This is a genomic window from Ruegeria sp. HKCCD7181, assembly GCF_057221055.1.
The window spans coordinates 1-15,920 of the sequence record NZ_JBWVBC010000017.1 but is presented as its reverse complement, the minus strand read 5'-3'; the positions used below and the strand labels follow the sequence as shown (position 1 = coordinate 15,920).

16 protein-coding genes and 1 tRNA gene are annotated in these 15,920 nt (G+C 56.8%); 7 read left to right on the top strand and 10 right to left on the bottom strand.

Features of this window, described 5'->3' with window-relative positions:
- The first annotated feature begins 104 nt into the window (after positions 1-104).
- A complete protein-coding gene (locus AC2TCY_RS21795; protein WP_480850705.1) occupies positions 105-830 on the top strand; it encodes a response regulator in 726 nt (241 codons plus the stop codon).
- Here AC2TCY_RS21795 and AC2TCY_RS21790 read toward each other — a convergent pair.
- From AC2TCY_RS21790 to thpR, 4 genes are all read right to left on the bottom strand, one after another.
- A complete protein-coding gene (locus tag AC2TCY_RS21790) occupies positions 827-1,345 on the bottom strand; it encodes an N-acetyltransferase family protein (RefSeq protein WP_480850704.1) in 519 nt (172 codons plus the stop codon). The two genes, AC2TCY_RS21795 and AC2TCY_RS21790, sit on opposite strands and share 4 nt — an antisense overlap.
- Positions 1,342-1,896: a helix-turn-helix domain-containing protein gene (locus AC2TCY_RS21785; protein WP_480850702.1), complete on the bottom strand. Its 555-nt coding sequence runs from the start codon at positions 1,894-1,896 to the stop codon at positions 1,342-1,344. Before AC2TCY_RS21785 ends, AC2TCY_RS21790 begins: the two co-directional genes overlap by 4 nt.
- A 118-nt stretch (positions 1,897-2,014) precedes the next feature.
- Entirely contained in the window at positions 2,015-3,031 is a 1,017-nt protein-coding gene (locus tag AC2TCY_RS21780; protein ID WP_480850701.1) for a Fe(3+) ABC transporter substrate-binding protein, read from the bottom strand.
- Positions 3,032-3,293: 262 nt separating this feature from the next.
- Positions 3,294-3,812, bottom strand: a complete 519-nt coding sequence (gene thpR / locus AC2TCY_RS21775) for an RNA 2',3'-cyclic phosphodiesterase (protein ID WP_480850699.1) — start codon at positions 3,810-3,812, stop codon at positions 3,294-3,296.
- Positions 3,813-4,105: 293 nt separating this feature from the next.
- Here thpR and AC2TCY_RS21770 point away from each other — a divergent pair, with 293 nt between their 5' ends.
- Positions 4,106-4,897, top strand: coding sequence for an alpha/beta fold hydrolase (locus tag AC2TCY_RS21770; RefSeq protein ID WP_480850767.1), 792 nt, complete (start codon positions 4,106-4,108; stop codon positions 4,895-4,897).
- 103 nt (positions 4,898-5,000) lie between these two features.
- On the opposite strand, the gene ykgO is transcribed toward AC2TCY_RS21770, so the two are convergent.
- Both ykgO and AC2TCY_RS21760 read right to left on the bottom strand, forming a co-directional pair.
- A complete protein-coding gene (gene ykgO, locus AC2TCY_RS21765) occupies positions 5,001-5,126 on the bottom strand; it encodes a type B 50S ribosomal protein L36 (protein WP_005648635.1) in 126 nt (41 codons plus the stop codon).
- A gap of 93 nt (positions 5,127-5,219) precedes the next feature.
- Positions 5,220-5,294 (bottom strand) — tRNA-Val (locus AC2TCY_RS21760).
- Between the two features lie 148 nt (positions 5,295-5,442).
- On the opposite strand from AC2TCY_RS21760, the gene AC2TCY_RS21755 reads away from it, so the two are divergent.
- Positions 5,443-6,303, top strand: a complete 861-nt coding sequence (locus AC2TCY_RS21755) for an N-formylglutamate amidohydrolase (RefSeq protein ID WP_480850697.1) — start codon at positions 5,443-5,445, stop codon at positions 6,301-6,303.
- Between the two features lie 2 nt (positions 6,304-6,305).
- Here the strand turns inward: AC2TCY_RS21755 and AC2TCY_RS21750 are convergent, their stop codons facing one another.
- Positions 6,306-7,559: a DNA polymerase IV gene (locus AC2TCY_RS21750; RefSeq protein WP_480850695.1), complete on the bottom strand. Its 1,254-nt coding sequence runs from the start codon at positions 7,557-7,559 to the stop codon at positions 6,306-6,308.
- Positions 7,560-7,910: 351 nt separating this feature from the next.
- Complete coding sequence (gene pyrF, locus AC2TCY_RS21745) at positions 7,911-8,615, bottom strand: orotidine-5'-phosphate decarboxylase (RefSeq protein WP_480850693.1); 705 nt, start codon at positions 8,613-8,615, stop codon at positions 7,911-7,913.
- 112 nt (positions 8,616-8,727) lie between these two features.
- Here pyrF and AC2TCY_RS21740 point away from each other — a divergent pair, with 112 nt between their 5' ends.
- Entirely contained in the window at positions 8,728-9,033 is a 306-nt protein-coding gene (locus AC2TCY_RS21740; RefSeq protein WP_480850691.1) for a hypothetical protein, read from the top strand.
- 129 nt (positions 9,034-9,162) lie between these two features.
- Positions 9,163-11,781 (top strand): ATP-dependent chaperone ClpB, encoded by a 2,619-nt coding sequence (gene clpB, locus AC2TCY_RS21735; protein ID WP_480850689.1) that lies wholly within the window; start codon positions 9,163-9,165, stop codon positions 11,779-11,781.
- 92 nt (positions 11,782-11,873) lie between these two features.
- On the opposite strand, the gene AC2TCY_RS21730 is transcribed toward clpB, so the two are convergent.
- Positions 11,874-13,049 (bottom strand): reductive dehalogenase, encoded by a 1,176-nt coding sequence (locus tag AC2TCY_RS21730; protein ID WP_480850687.1) that lies wholly within the window; start codon positions 13,047-13,049, stop codon positions 11,874-11,876.
- Positions 13,050-13,310: 261 nt separating this feature from the next.
- Between AC2TCY_RS21730 and msrP the strand changes: the two genes are divergently transcribed.
- Entirely contained in the window at positions 13,311-14,213 is a 903-nt protein-coding gene (msrP, locus tag AC2TCY_RS21725) for a protein-methionine-sulfoxide reductase catalytic subunit MsrP (RefSeq protein WP_480850685.1), read from the top strand.
- A gap of 20 nt (positions 14,214-14,233) precedes the next feature.
- On the opposite strand, the gene AC2TCY_RS21720 is transcribed toward msrP, so the two are convergent.
- Positions 14,234-14,872 carry a hypothetical protein gene (locus AC2TCY_RS21720; protein WP_480850683.1) on the bottom strand — a complete coding sequence of 213 codons (639 nt, stop codon included), beginning with the start codon at positions 14,870-14,872 and terminating at the stop codon, positions 14,234-14,236.
- A gap of 164 nt (positions 14,873-15,036) precedes the next feature.
- Between AC2TCY_RS21720 and msrQ the strand changes: the two genes are divergently transcribed.
- A complete protein-coding gene (gene msrQ / locus AC2TCY_RS21715) occupies positions 15,037-15,651 on the top strand; it encodes a protein-methionine-sulfoxide reductase heme-binding subunit MsrQ (protein ID WP_480850681.1) in 615 nt (204 codons plus the stop codon).
- Positions 15,652-15,920: the final 269 nt, after the last annotated feature.

Genomic DNA, 15,920 nt, shown 5'->3' with positions numbered 1-15,920 from the left:
GCCGCACTGACTCTATACTTGGTGCGGTCCGTACCTTGCATGAGCCAGGGACCGGCGGTTACAAGTGTTCCGCGCCGTGCAAATCTGAGCGCTCGGAAACCTAGATGGTTAAAGAACATATCCTTGTGGTCGACGATGATCCGCAGATTACGTCGTTTTTGCAAAGATACCTCGAAAAGCAGGGGTGTCGGGTGACGTGCGCAGCAGACGGAAACGCGATGGATGCCGTTCTGGCGCAGGGGGAAGTGGACCTGATCCTGTTGGATATCGGCCTGCCCGGACGTAATGGCTTTGACATCACGCGCGAGTTGCGGGTCAATTCGAGCATTCCGATTATCGTGTTGTCGGGCCGGGACGAGATATTTGACCGGGTCGTCGGACTTGAGTTCGGCGCGGATGACTACATCACCAAACCATTTGAAGCGCGCGAGGTTTTGGCGCGCATCCGCACGGTCCTGCGCCGCGCGCGACCTGATGACAAACCCTTGCAGGGCGCTGACATGCCACTGATCGCTTTCGGTGATTGGGTTCTGAACGTCAACGAACGCACTCTGACGACCAAGGGTGGCATTGAGGCAACTCCTCTGACCACGACAGAATTCAACGTTCTGCACGCGTTCGTGACCAGCCCGCATATGGTCTTTTCCCGCGATCAGTTGCTGGATAAGGCGCGCGGTCGCGAAACCATCGTTGGAGACCGAACAATTGACGTGCATGTTTTGCGTCTACGCAAAAAGATCGAGCCCGATCCCGCTGCACCCACGTTTATCAAGACCATACACGGCATCGGCTATTGCTTTGCCGCCAACGTTCGAAAAATGGCAAACTAGCTGAGGTCTTTGAACATGTAGGTGGTGGGTTCCAGCCTGTCCTCGAACGGGTTGCGGCAGTAGTTCGGGATTTCTCCGGCAATCTGAAATCCAAGCGACTGGTACAGCGTGCGGGATGGATCAGAACTGCGCGTATCCAGTACCAGCAATGTTTTTCCCAGCTCTAATGCGCGCGCCTCAAGAACGCCCATCAGGGCACGGCCCAAACCCCGCCGTCGGGCTTCGGGGTGAACCAACAGTTTGGCCACATCGGCGCGATGGGGTTGGTTTGGCATCGCAGCCGGGACCAATTGCACGGTACCCTGAATACGCTCCTCATCATTTACAACGAACAGGTCTAACTTTCCTGCGCGCAGGTCAGGCCGAACCCGGTCCTGCCAATAGACGCGCGCGTCTTCGGGCGAATAGGGCAGAATGAAGCCGATACTGGCTCCGGCGTGAACACAGCAATGCAGGATACCGGTCAGGTCATCCACTGCGTTGTCAAAACAGGCATCGGTCAATCGCGTGATCATATCAACACCAGAAGATACCGCGCGCCGCGCATACGCCCGGTTTCAAATCGTGTGGGCCCGGACAAATGATATCGAAGGCAGTCGCCGCCACTTAACGAGTGGTCGACCCCGTCGACTGTCAGGGTCAGCGCGCCGTCCAGTACGATCAGATGATGTTCCTGCCCGGGTTTTGGCGGCGTGTCGTAGGAGATAACGGTTTCGGGCGGCAGGTGACCTTCCATTACCTCTCCACTCAGACCGGCAGCCGGGGGAGAGACTGACCGGCGAGTGAATCCGGTCTCGGGGTCGCTCCATTCCGGCTGGCGTTCAAACGGGACCTTTGGGTCAAAGCTGTCTTCAACCATCATCAGCAGACGGGACATGGGTAACCCGTAGGCAGCGCAGAGTCGACCCAGAGTTTCAGCTGTCGGGCTGACATCACCCTTCTCCATCCGCGACAGGGTCGCTCGGCTGATGCCACTGTGATCAGCCAGTTGATCCAGCGACCAGCCGCGTCCCTGACGTAGTTCGTTCAGGCGGCTGGCGAGGCGGTTCGAAAGGTCATCTAGCATCGTTCAAATTTGGGAATAAAATTCATATAAGAGAGCATTGATTAATTTTTAACGAATTGCAACAAGAAAAGGGCGCAGAAAACTCTGCGCCCTTCGACTGCCCGAATATATGGTGGAATTACTTCCAACCCACTTCGTTAAAGATTTTCTGCGCTTCAGGGATGTTCTTGGCAACCTCGGACAGGTTCACGTCATCTGCCTTGAACTCGCCCAGAGAAGCGACGTTCTCGGCGAGGGCGACACCTTCAACCGCGGGGAATTCGTCATTGCCGTTCGAAAAGTAAACCTGCGCCTGATCGCTGGCCAGATATTCCAGGAACTTGACGGCATTTTCGCGGTTGGGAGCATTAGCCGCGACACCTGCGCCCGACAAGTTCATATGTGCACCTTCGGCGTCCTGGGCCGGAAATTGCACGCCGATCATGTCGATCTCGGCACTCAGGCCTTTGACGTCTTTGCGCAGAGCGCGCGCAAAGTAGTAGGAATTCGAAACGGCGATCTCGCACTCACCCGACACGATGCCGCGCAGCTGATCTGTGTCACCGCCTTGCGGTTCGCGCGCCATGTTGGACACAACACCTTCGGCCCATGTTTTGGCAGCCTCAGCGCCGTGGTTGGTGATGATCGAGGCCAGCAGGGTCTGGTTATAGGTGTTGCTGGACGAACGAATGCAAACCAGACCTTTATATTCCGGCTTGGCCAGGTCCAGGTAGGTCGCGGGCGGGTTCGCCACTTCAGCTTTGTCGAAAAAGATGATGCGTGCGCGTTGCGAAAAGCCGAACCACTGGTTGTCTACATCTTGCAGGTTGGCGGGGATGCGTTCTTCCAGAACGGCGCTTTCCGCAGATTGCAGGATGCCTGCATTCTTGGCGCGCGCCAGACGAGAGGTGTCGACGGTCAGCAGAATGTCGGCGGGCGAGTTCGCGCCTTCGGCTTCCATGCGGGCAATCAGCTCATCGGCCTTGCCTTCGATACGGTTGATCGTGATGCCGGTGGCCTCTTCAAAATCGGAGTAGAGACGCTCATCCGTGTCGTAGTGGCGCGAGGAATACAGGTTCAGCTCGCCTTCGGCGGCGGCAGAAGTCGCGATCAGGGCCGTCAGGGCGGCGGCAATGCAGGAGGAGGATTTCAGCATGATGTTTCCCAAACTAAGAATTCGCACGGGTTGGAACCCGACTGATTTGGTCAATTAAACGATTCTCAGGTGGATGCAAGGAAATCCGACAAATTTAGTCGGCCAAATGGTCGCTGCTGCGACCCGTGAGTGATTTGAATATTCCCGCTTTCCCCTGAATTTGGCACTGGCGACTTCCAAGAGCGCTTAACAGAACAAGTCGATGTGCAGACGTTTTGCTCAATCAAGAGGGAAGGCCGGGTTAGGTTGCTCTGGTGGCCGTTCATCCAAGTGCATAATGCGCCAATGCGTCGTGCCGGGCGCCTTCGGGACGTAGGGTGGATTGGTAAAGGGTGAAGCCGGTGACCAACATGTCCGGCAATGCAACTGTCATGCCGGTGCTCAGAACAGGCTGAATCGCACCGTGTTGCTCCGGCTTTAAACGAGCGATAGTTACGTGCGGGCGAAAACGCCGGCGGGGCAGTACGATCCCGGCTCGTCGCGCTGCGGTCTGGACTTTACGATGTAGGGCAATAAGAGAAGCGCAATCGGTTACCCCGACTGCCAGCACGCGCCCAATACACTCGATCCCTGAAAATGCGACGCTGAAGCGCGAGCCTGTAAGCGTCAGAAGCTCTTCATGTAAAGCTTCCAAGGCCTCTGTGGGCTGATCATCCAGAAAAACCAGTGTCAGATGCAGGTTTTCAGGCGATACCGGCCGGCCGGCCGGCAACGCGCGCTGGAATGGTGCAAGAGCCGCTTTTGCCTCGTCGCTGAGTGAAATGGCAACGAAGGAACGCATGGAGCCCTCTTGTCTTGTTTCTTGGTTAATGTGCGCATCACGCTAACCGCTCCACCACGCAATGTCAGGTCTGAACCCAAACTGATATCCGCGTTTCATTGTGCGGATCAAAAGTTATGGTACAGAAATAACGAGTGCGGCTCGTATCTTTGAAATAAATTTATTCCAGCAGCCTGATGAACTCACGACTCGATGTTATTTCGCTTTAGGAGAAAAACTTGACCAAACATATAACTCTAAGGGACGGTAGAACGCTCGCATTCAGCACATACGGTGACCCAAATGGAACACCAGTGATTTTTAGCCATGGGTTTTCCGACTCTCACATACTTCGTCAACCCGACGACAATCTAACTGCTTCGCTTGGTGTGCGATGGATTGCAGCCGACGAACCAGGTGTCGGAGGGTCGAGTCCGAAGAAGGATCGGAGAATGGTCGATTGGGGCGCTGATATGGAGGATTTGGCTGACCATCTTGGCCTTGATGCCTTCAATGTAGCGGGCCATTCCGGAGGCGGACCCCACGCTTTAGCGGTGGCATTTCACATGCCCGAACGTGTGCGCAAGGTAGCGCTCGCTTCTCCTGTGGCTCCATTCGATGAGCCCGGCGTTACCAAAATGCTAGTAATGAAGGACCTGAAGACTATCGCGAAACTGCGCCATCTGACCTTACTGATCCGCTGGGCAGAGCGTGTCGGTGCGAAAAGTGCATTGAAAGACATCCCTTCATATGTGGAGTCGGTAGCTGACCAAATGCCCAATGAGGCCAAAACAATACTCCGCAATCCTGAGCAACAAGCGTTGTTCGAAGAGAACTTTCGCCTTGGTTACCTGCAACAAGAGGAAGGCGTTTTCGAAATGACGATGGCTCTTTGGGACTGGGGCTTCTCGCCGAGTGATATCGCGCAACCCGTGGAAATTTTTTATGGTACTGCGGACGACATTATCTCACCGGAAATGCCACGACACCTATGCTCAGAGCTTCCCAACTGCACAGCGCATGAGTGGCCGGGCGCAGGACACTATGGGTTTGTGGATCGCGAGCGGTGGACCGAATTTGTCGGCGCGGTCGCTAGTCTATCTTAGCAAGCCAAAGGCAGATTTGTCCGCTAAGCGAATATCGCATATCTCCAGACGAAAAAAAACCGCGCCCAAAGGCGCGGTTCTTTCAAATCGGCACGTGCCGTTCTCAGCCCTGGCGAGCTTTGAACTTACGCTGCGTCTTGTTGATCACGTAGACGCGGCCTTTGCGACGCACAACCCGGCAATCACGGTGCCGGTTCTTGAGCGAGCGGAGCGAGTTCTTGACCTTCATTGGTCTGTCTCCAATCTGCGGCGCCTTCATCAAGGACGTGGCCAGCGCCTGGGTTAGCGGGTGTCCCGGGTCAGACCCGAAACAGTGAAACGATGGTGGGCGGTACAAGGATCGAACTTGTGACCCCTTCGATGTCAACGAAGTGCTCTACCGCTGAGCTAACCGCCCACGAACCTTTGCGTTGTCCTGCCCCATAACGAAATGGGGCGCGGAACCCCGCGCCGGTAGCGGGGTCTATAAAAGGAGTCGTTTGGGGGATCAAGGGGTTTGGAAGAACTATTTTCCGGTCTATGTTGGTCTTGAGCAAGGAGAGACCATGTCGAACGCAGCCTACGCATTGGAAATGCCCGCAAACCGCAGTTCTTGCGTGGTGTTTTCTTCTCCTCACAGCGGTCGGCAGTATCCGGATTCTCTATTACAGCGCTCGGTGCTGAACCGCAGCATGATTCGTTCGTCAGAGGATGCGTTTGTAGATCAGTTGTTTTCCGCGGCTCCGGACTTTGGCGCGCCGATGCTGGCTGCGGCGATGCCGCGCGCGTATCTGGACCTCAATCGCAGCGCAGACGAGCTGGATCCGGCACTGATACAAGGTGCGAAGCGACAAGGGCATAATCCGCGCGTTGCCTCCGGATTGGGGGTTATTCCGCGAGTTGTGGCGAACGGACGTTCGATTTACCGCGGAAAGCTGACAATGGACGAGGCCCGCCTGCGCATCGATACCTATTGGCGGCCCTATCACGTGCGTTTGAAGTCACTTTTAGCCGAATCGCACGCAATGTTTGGGCAGGCGATTCTGATTGACTGTCATTCGATGCCGCATGAGGCAGTGTCGCTGGCAAGTAGCACGCAGCCCAAGCGGCCCGAAATTGTTCTTGGCGACCGCTTTGGGGCATCGGCCTCAGGCGTGATCGTCGACCAGATCGAAGCGGCATTTACATCAGCTGGGCTGAAAGTTGCCCGCAACACTCCATTTGCCGGTGCTTACGTAACGCAGACCTACGGGCGGCCCGCGCGGTATCAGCATGCGGTCCAGATCGAGATAGATCGGGCGCTTTACATGAATGAAGACACGATAGAGCCGAGCGCGAATTTCCGGGAATTTCAGGAAACTCTGCGTCGGGTCATCTCAGACATAGCCTGCATCGGGCGGGAGCAACTGCCGCTGGCTGCCGAATAAGTTCACCGCAATGCGCGACCTTTGACGATAGCATCCGTCCCGAATTTGCGCCGGATTTCGTCTGTGGCCTGTTCAGCTTTGGACCGTTGCGCCGCGCCAGGGTCCAGCAAGTCGCCCGAAATATCGGCTTGTTCCTCGGAACACAGATCGGACAAACCGCAACCCAGCAGACGATATGGTCCCTGATCGCCCACTTGGTCGAACAATCCGCGCGCGGTGCGGTAAATCCGATCGGCAATCTGGGTGGGATCCCGCAGAGAAACACGCCGCGTAATGGTCTTATGGTTAGCCCGCTTCAGCTTGAGCGTTACGACTCGTCCGGCCAGGCCCTTTGCCTTGGCCCGGTCTGCGACCTTTTCGGACATGCGCCACAGATGTCCATCCAGAATGTCCAGATTGGCGGTGTCTTCGAAAAACGTTGTCTCGTTGCTGATCGACTTCATCGGTTCGTGTGCAGAAACGCGCCGCTTGTCCTGGCCCCGTGCCAGATGCCAAAGCCGATAGCCCATCGCGCCGAATCGTGCTGTCAGCGCCTCCTGCTCCCAACGCAGAAGGTCCGAAAAAGCGCGAATGCCTGCGCGGTCCAGCGATTCTTGCGCCGCAGGCCCGATGCCCCAGATCAGGCGCACCGGCTTGTCGTACAGGAATTCTGCCGTTTCTGCCTTGCCTATAACCGAGAATCCGCGTGGTTTGTCGAGGTCTGAGGCGACTTTGGCCAGAAACTTGTTATGGCTCAGACCAATAGAGCCCGTCAGGCCCAGCTCGTCTTTCATCCGCTTAACCAGCCGTGCCAACATAAGCGCAGGCGGTGCGCCGTGAAGGCGCTGAGTGCCCGACAGGTCCATGAACGCCTCGTCCAGCGACAAGGGTTCCACGTCGGGGGTCAGTTCATCCATCATCGCGCGGATTTCCCGCGAAACCTCGGCATAAACCGACATACGTGGCTTGATTACCACTGCTTCCGGGCATCGTTTCAGAGCTTGGAACATCGGCATGGCGGATCGTACACCGCGAATGCGCGCCACATAACAGGCCGTCGATACAACGCCGCGTTTGCCACCCCCGATAATGACGGGCTTGTCTGCCAGATCAGGATTATCACGCTTTTCAACCGAGGCGTAGAACGCGTCGCAATCCATATGAGCAATGGTCAGGTCAAAGAGTTCCGGATGCAATTTCACACGGGGGCTGCCACAGGACGGGCAGCGTCGTTCGTCGGTCAGACGGGTCAGGCAATCTCGGCAAAGACCGGGCATCTGCGTCCTCACGCGTTCTGCGTTTGTACAGGAAGTTCCTTATAGCACCCTTTGCAGGTGATCAAAGGCCCACCGGTTTTTGAGGATGTCTGAAAAGAAGACCCCCCGCAATTCGGCGGGGGGAGGTAACGGACCTCAGGAAGAAGTGGCCCGTTGGGGAGTGTTTCACCCAAAGAATCGCGCGAATCCGTCGTTTTCGATAGGGCTTAGGCCCTTCGATTAAAACTCGCCTAAATAATGTGTGTTTTCGGGCACAGGGACGATTTGGCGCGGATTCTGTGAAAATTGACGCTCGGTCAACTGCTTGTCCGTCACATCTGACCGAAAATCTCGGTGATTCCGTCAGTTTGATCACTGAAGGGTCAAAGAATTTAACTCGGCAAGAACCGCCTCAGCCGCTGCTTTGGGGTCTTGGGCTTGGTAGATCGGGCGGCCTATGACGATGTGATCCGCCCCGTCTCCAATAGCGCTGGCCGGGGTGGCGACGCGTTTCTGATCTCCCAGAGCTGCTCCCGCCGGACGCACGCCAGGGGTGACGATCAACCGGCCTTCGGCTTGGGGCAGGGCGCGGATCAGGGCGGCCTCTTGCGGGCTGGCGATAACCCCATCTGCCCCGGCCTCAAGCGCTTTGGCCGCGCGTTCGACGACCAGGTCCTGCACGTCGCCTTCCTTCAGCAAGCTTGCATCCAGATCGTCGCGGTTCAGCGAGGTCAGGATTGTTACGGCCAAAATCTTCAAATCCTTACCTGAAGCGCCTTCTTTAGCTGCCCGTACGACGTGCGGATCTCCATGGACTGTCAGGAAATCCAGATCGAACTGCGCCAGCCCTCGCACGGCGTTTTCCACCGTGTTGCCAATGTCGAACAGCTTCATGTCCAGGAAGATGCGCTTGCCGTGATCCTGTTTCAGCTCATTGGCCAACGCCAGACCGCCGCCCGTCAACATGCCAAGCCCAATCTTGTAAAACGACACGGAATCGCCCAACCGTTCGGCCATGGCCAGACCTTGAAGGGCATTCGGGACATCTAGGGCAACAATCAGGCGGTCGTCAGACATGGGGGTGCTCCTTTTTGGCAAACGTCTGCGTCCTAACGGGTTGCGGCGCGTCTGTCCATGCAATGCGCGTTTCCTGTGCTAAAGTCGCGGCATTCTTCGAAAGGGACGGATAATGAAAAAGCTCTTTGTACTTTGTCTTGCATTGGCCGCATGTCAGGAAACACACTCGGAGACGGCGGCAGATGCCGTCACCGCTCCCAATGATGACCTGAGGTTTGTGGGCGGCTATCGAGCAACCGATGATGAGTGTCAATTGACCGGAGAAACAGCGTTCACCATTGATTTTCTGGATGACGCAGCTGACCTGGTTTCCTGCCCGACCGGTGGCGATGCGGCGCAGTCTTTGGTGGATATGTATGGCGCGCGCAAGGTTGCCGAGACGGGAGGTTACGGCGTCTACTCGGTCCCCCGCAGATAATCGTGGATTCCGGGCCTTAGCCTCTTGAAGCAGCGAAGATATTTCCCAGATTGAATGTGAGGCCCAGACCGACGCGTGCCGCCAAGCGGGTGCATCACATTCAGGGCGCTTAAGACGAAGGAGAAAATTATGGACTTGAACAAGTTCACCGAGCGGGCACGGGGATTCGTGCAAGCTGCGCAGACGATTGCGCTGCGTGAGGGGCACCAGAGGCTGACACCCGAGCATATTTTGAAAGCATTGATGGATGATGATCAGGGGCTGGCCAGCAACCTGATTACACGCGCGGGCGGCGCTCCGAACCGCGTGGTCGAGGCGCTGGATGCCGCGATGGGAAAGATTCCGAAGGTCAGCGGCGACGCGAGCCAGATTTACATGGATGGTCAGACTGCCAAGGTTCTGGACGAGGCCGAAAAGATCGCCACCAAGGCGGGCGACAGCTTTGTGCCGGTTGAACGCGTTCTGATGGCGCTGTGCATTGTGAAGTCCAAAGCCAAGGACGCTTTGGAGGCCGGTGCCGTATCTGCACAGAAACTGAATGAGGCGATCAACGACATCCGCAAGGGCCGCACCGCGGACACCGCGTCGGCGGAAGAAGGCTATGACGCGCTGAAGAAATACGCGCGCGACCTGACCGAGGCTGCGGCCGAGGGCAAGATCGACCCGATCATCGGGCGGGACGAGGAAATCCGCCGCTCGATGCAGGTTCTATCACGCCGGACCAAGAACAACCCGGTTCTGATCGGGGAACCCGGCGTCGGTAAAACCGCGATAGCCGAGGGCATGGCCCTGCGCATCATCAACGGTGACGTGCCGGAATCGCTGAAGGACAAGAAGCTGCTTGCGCTGGACATGGGCGCGCTGATTGCCGGTGCGAAATACCGCGGTGAGTTCGAAGAACGCCTCAAGGCGGTTCTGACCGAAGTGACCGAGGCCGCCGGTGAGATCATCCTGTTCATCGATGAGATGCACACGCTGGTTGGTGCCGGGAAGTCCGACGGCGCGATGGATGCCGCCAACCTGATCAAGCCAGCGCTTGCCCGGGGTGAGTTGCATTGTATCGGCGCAACCACGTTGGACGAGTACCGCAAATACGTTGAAAAGGACGCGGCCCTTGCGCGTCGGTTCCAGCCGGTGATGGTTACTGAGCCGACCGTCGAGGACACGATCAGCATCCTGCGCGGCATCAAGGAAAAGTACGAGCTGCACCACGGCGTGCGGATTTCCGACTCGGCTCTGGTGTCGGCGGCGACCCTGTCGCATCGCTATATCACCGACCGGTTCCTGCCCGACAAAGCCATCGATTTGGTCGATGAAGCGGCGTCGCGTCTGCGGATGGAGGTGGACAGCAAGCCCGAGGAACTCGATCAGTTGGATCGCCAGATCCTGCAGATGCAGATCGAGGAAGAGGCGCTGAAGCTGGAAGACGATGCGGCATCGAAAGATCGTCTGGAAACCTTGCAAAAGGATCTGGCTGATCTGCAGGAGCAGTCCGCCGAGATGACCGCCCAGTGGCAGGCCGAACGGGATAAGCTCGCGGGTGCGCGTGATCTGAAAGAACAGCTCGACAAAGCGCGTGCTGATCTGGAGATCGCCAAGCGCGAAGGCAACCTCGCCAAGGCCGGTGAGCTGTCTTATGGTGTCATCCCTGAACTTGAGAAAAAGCTGACCGAGGCTGAAAACGCCGAAAGCAACGCCATGATGGCTGAGGAAACGGTGCGTCCGACCCAGATCGCTGCTGTGGTTGAACGCTGGACCGGTATCCCGACCTCGAAAATGCTGGAAGGCGAGCGCGAGAAACTGCTGCGGATGGAAGACGATCTGCATTCGCGCGTGATCGGTCAGGATGCGGCGGTCACTGCCGTGGCCAACGCCGTGCGCCGCGCGCGCGCGGGTCTGAACGACGAAGGCCGCCCGCTGGGCTCGTTCCTGTTCCTCGGACCGACCGGCGTAGGTAAGACCGAACTGACCAAGGCCGTGGCGAATTTCCTGTTCGACGACGACAACGCGATGGTGCGCATCGATATGTCCGAGTTCATGGAGAAACACGCGGTCGCTCGACTGATCGGTGCCCCTCCTGGCTATGTCGGTTATGACGAAGGTGGTGTGCTGACCGAAGCTGTGCGGCGCAGGCCCTATCAGGTCGTGCTGTTTGACGAGGTCGAAAAGGCGCATCCGGATGTGTTCAACGTGCTGTTGCAAGTTCTGGACGATGGCGTGCTGACCGATGGTCAGGGCCGCACTGTGGACTTCAAGCAGACGCTGATCATCCTGACGTCGAATCTTGGGAGCCAAGCACTCAGCCAGTTGCCCGATGGTGCTGACAGCGCGCAGGCGCGGCGCGATGTGATGGACGCGGTCCGGGCCCATTTCCGGCCCGAATTCCTGAACCGTCTGGACGAGACCATCATCTTTGATCGGCTCAAGCGGGCCGATATGGATGGCATCGTCGATATTCAGATGGCACGTCTGCAGAAACGTCTGGCCGCCCGTAAGATCGAGCTTGCTTTGGACCATGGCGCCAAGGAATGGCTGGCCAATGAAGGCTATGACCCGGTTTTTGGTGCCCGCCCGCTCAAGCGCGTGATCCAGCGCGCATTGCAGAACCCGCTGGCCGAAGCGCTGTTGGCCGGTGAGATCAAGGATGGCGAGACTGTTCCGGTGACCGCTGGAACGGATGGCCTGATCATTGGCGACCGGTTGGGAACGTCAGAGCGCCCACGCCCGGATGATGCCGTAGTGCATTGATAGCTTAGGTGTTCACGAAGAGATCCGCCGATTGGCGGGTCTCTTCTGCCGATGCCGCCTAGAGGTATAGCAGACGGCTTTGGCGGGGCAAGTCACGGAGTTTGTTTCCACCATTCCCCGGGCTTTTGTCTTTTGCCATGTGTTCTGGCCAACCACAGTGCAAGCTTCCGCGCTGGGCTGAGCGCCAGTTTCAACCACAGCCGGTTCGGTAGCGCCCCAAAGTCCCGATTGAACGGGCAAACCCTCATGCAGATTGCGCAATCAGACGCAGTTTTAGCCCAGAAAGAAAAACACTTCTCGGCATCCGAGGTCCACTTGCGAACCCCCCTGATCGCCGAGATATTGGCCGTGTCCGTCGACGGCGGACCGTAGGGCAACGCTTTCACGGGGCACGCGTCAGCGCATTTAGTGCATATGTCACAGAAAGCGCGCACGCCCGATGGTTTGGGGGTGTCATGCGTTAGTGGCAGGTTTGTAAATATCTTTGAGAACCGCAGGCGCGGCCCGTATTCAGGTGTGATCACCATCTGGTTACGGGCGTATTCGCCCAAGCCCGCCTTTATTGCGTAAGGAATGACCAGAGCGGTGTCGTTCATCGACGCAACGGCTTCGTAGCCCAGATTGCGGATATACGCTGCCAGTTGCATGACGATTGCCGCCTCATGGCTGTACTCCCGCCCTGTGGCGGCGCCTGCCAGAGCCGACGGGTAGGTGGCAACCAATTCCTGATCCATTTCATGACCCAGCACGATAACAGAATTCAGCCCTTCCGGTAGATCGTGCGGTGCGTCAGACATGTCCCGCGTGTCTACACGCGCCGTATAGATCCATCGTTCATCCAGGTCAGTGATCCCACAGAGGTCAGCGCCGAAAAACTTTGCGATACGCTTGATCTCGGACGACATCCTTTCCGGATCGTCGATAGCCAGCGCATCCTTGGCCACTGGGGTATCCGGCTGGATCGATGCCTGAAACCCCTCTCGTTTTCCACTCTCTGCGCTGCGGTTCGAAACGACATCCGAAATTAGCCAGGCAGCATTGCGCAGTGCAAAATCTCGCAGTGCAAAACCTTCGCCTTTTCGCGGCGCTGCCTCCATCCGGTATGAGGCAAAGAACTTGTCCGTTGCCTTGGTTCTGACGCGTTCGTCCCAGAATGCTCGGGTGAAAATATCATTCCGCTGGGTGAAGCGTTCAAACCCGTCGGTGACTTCGATACCGGCGTCTGCGTCGCTTTCCAATTTTGGAAGTGTGTTCTTGGGCCAAACCATTTGCGGACCATAGCGAGCCTTTTTTCAGAGGGCAATTACTTGAAATTTGGGCTATTGATCATGGTTGGCGAGCTGCCCATTACACAAATGGGCCCCAGATAGATACTGTGCGCAGCGCACAATTTGTCCCTGCAGACGCGTACAGAACAGAGTTCGCCGATTTCGTTACAATCACTTCGCTCAATCGTGACGCCTGTTTCCTTGGCTCTGTGCTATCAGACATTACCTCATTGCCGAGGTGAACTTTTTTCGGAGACCCAAATGGCGCATCGCTGGACCAATACACTGACACATGCCGACGTTACCCCAAGGGCGGCGTTTCTGAACCGGCGGCAAGTGATGGCCGGATTGGTCGGTGTCGGGCTGGCGGGATTGGCTAAACGTTCTGAAGCGCAGGAAGCTCTGGAGCCGAACACTTGGGAAGAGATCACCTCGTATAACAATTACTATGAGTTCGGGACGCGGAAGGATGATCCGGCAAAATATGCCCATACGCTGGTGACCGATCCCTGGAGTGTCAAGATCGACGGATTGGTCGACGAGCCCGGCGAGTATGACTTCAAGGACATCATGTCCAAGATGACGATCGAAGAGCGTATCTACCGGTTCCGCTGTGTTGAAGCGTGGTCGATGGTGATACCGTGGAACGGGTTCGAATTGGCCGACCTGCTGAATATGGCAGGCGTTCAGGAAGGGGCGAAATATGTGGCATTTGAGACGGCCTATCGACCGGACGAAATGCCGGGTGTCCAATACCCGGTACTGGAATGGCCCTATCGCGAAGGCCTGCGATTGGATGAGGCGATGCATCCACTGACAATTTTGGCGACCGGTATCTATGACCGCCCGATCCCGAACCAAAACGGTGCGCCGCTGCGGCTGGTTGTGCCGTGGAAATACGGCTTCAAGTCAATCAAGTCGATTGTGCGGATCACTCTGACAGAAGATGAGCCGCCCACCAGCTGGAACATGTCCAACCCCCGCGAGTACGGTTTCTACAGCAATGTGAACCCTGATGTGGATCACCCGCGCTGGTCGCAAGCCTCAGAACGGCAGATTGGCGGAGGTCTCTTCGCCAAGCGCATCCCGACACTGATGTATAACGGGTATGAACAGGAAGTCGCCGGGCTTTATGATGGTATGGATCTGACCGCGAATTATTGAAACTCCCGGCGGTTCGGGCCTTAAAACCCGAACCTGTTTGCCAGTGTGGGTGCCGAGGCCGCTAGCCCGTTGCTGCGGTTCTGCTGTGCGATGGCTTCCATACGGGAGACGAACTCTGCCCGGTGAGAGAGGAATTTCGGGATATAGAGAGGCTTTTGTTGAGCAAACGAAAGAACCAGCGCCGGACGTTTCTCGTGAACCCGGATGTCGACGAGATCAGACAGATTACGTTCCTGTTTGCTAGCATCAACGCCGTAGCACTCGATGAATGACCCGTCGTAGACGACCTTTTGGACAAAGAGCAACATGAACCAGGAATATCCGAAAAACAGACAGAGAGCGATAAGAGCTCCTTTGCGGATCAACGGGTCATGGACGCCGACTGAATCCCACAGCGGAGACATATCGGTTGTCAGAAACAGGGCCAACGCAAGTATGGGGGCCAGAACACGCAATCCCCACGGTGGGCGCAATTCAGTTATCCCGTCCACCCGGTTCGGTGAAAACGAGTTGAACAGTGAAGAGATGAAGGACATTCCAACCTCTTCCAGGCTTTCGTCATTGGCGAAAACAGATGTGCGCCCCTTGCTGTTGCGCCAGCGGGTCAGCCCCCAGCTTACGAATATACCGATGCCAAAGCTCAACAGAACGGTTGTCATTAACTCATCGTGGGACACTGAAGTTACTCCGCGCAATTTTTTGTATGGTCAGGATTGGTGATTTTTGAATGTTGTCAGTGGTATAATGCCCCAGAAGTCAGGCAGAATTTTGACAAGCAACCCCTTGAACTGGAGCTAATTTGGAATTGGTATCAGGAAAAATCATGGATCGGTTAAGTCTAGTCTTTCGGCGGGTTCCAATCTGGGCGGTCTACGCGCTGGGCGCCCTCCCCGCGCCCTGGCTGTTCTTTCAGGCGCTGACCGGTGGCCTGGGCGTAGAGCCGATCGAGGCGCTGGAACACCGTTACGGGGAACTGGCGCTGCAGCTGTTGATTGCGGTGCTGGCGATTTCTCCGCTGCGGCGGTTCCTCGGGTTGAACCTGCTCAAGTTCCGCCGAGCGCTTGGCGTGCTGACATTTACCTATGTCGGTCTGCATCTGCTGGTGTGGCTGGTACTCGATGTGCAGGTGCCCGGCCAGATTTGGGCGGATATCGTCAAACGCCCTTACATAACGGTCGGCATGGCCGCGTTTGTCCTGATGCTGCCGCTGGCGGTGACGTCCAACAATCTGTCTGTGCGCAAGCTGGGGCCTCGTTGGCGCAGCCTGCAACGTCTTGTCTTCCCGGCGGCGATCCTGGGAGGGCTGCACTATGTCATGCTGGCCAAGGGCTTTCAGATCGAACCGCTGGTCTATTTGTCCCTGATTGTTGGCCTGTTGCTGCTTCGTATTCCGTTTGTGGGTCTGCTGACTCGGCCACATGAGGCCGATTCCGCCTGACTCGCCGCTGAGTCTGTGGGTAACTCTGTGTAAATGCCAAGATTCGGGGTGAAGCCTGTGCGGAGATACGTGATTGGTTCAATTCGATGCCAGCTAATTATCTGTTTTAATTTATGAAAGTTTGGTTTTGCGGTTTTTTGCAAGTTTCTGGGTTTTTCTGCTTGCGGCTGGGATCGGTAAACCTTAGAACCCCCTTCACCGGCGCTGCTGAGGTGGTGCTGACACGCTGGCGAGACGGCGGGACGGGCTGGAGAGACGGTCGGACGCAT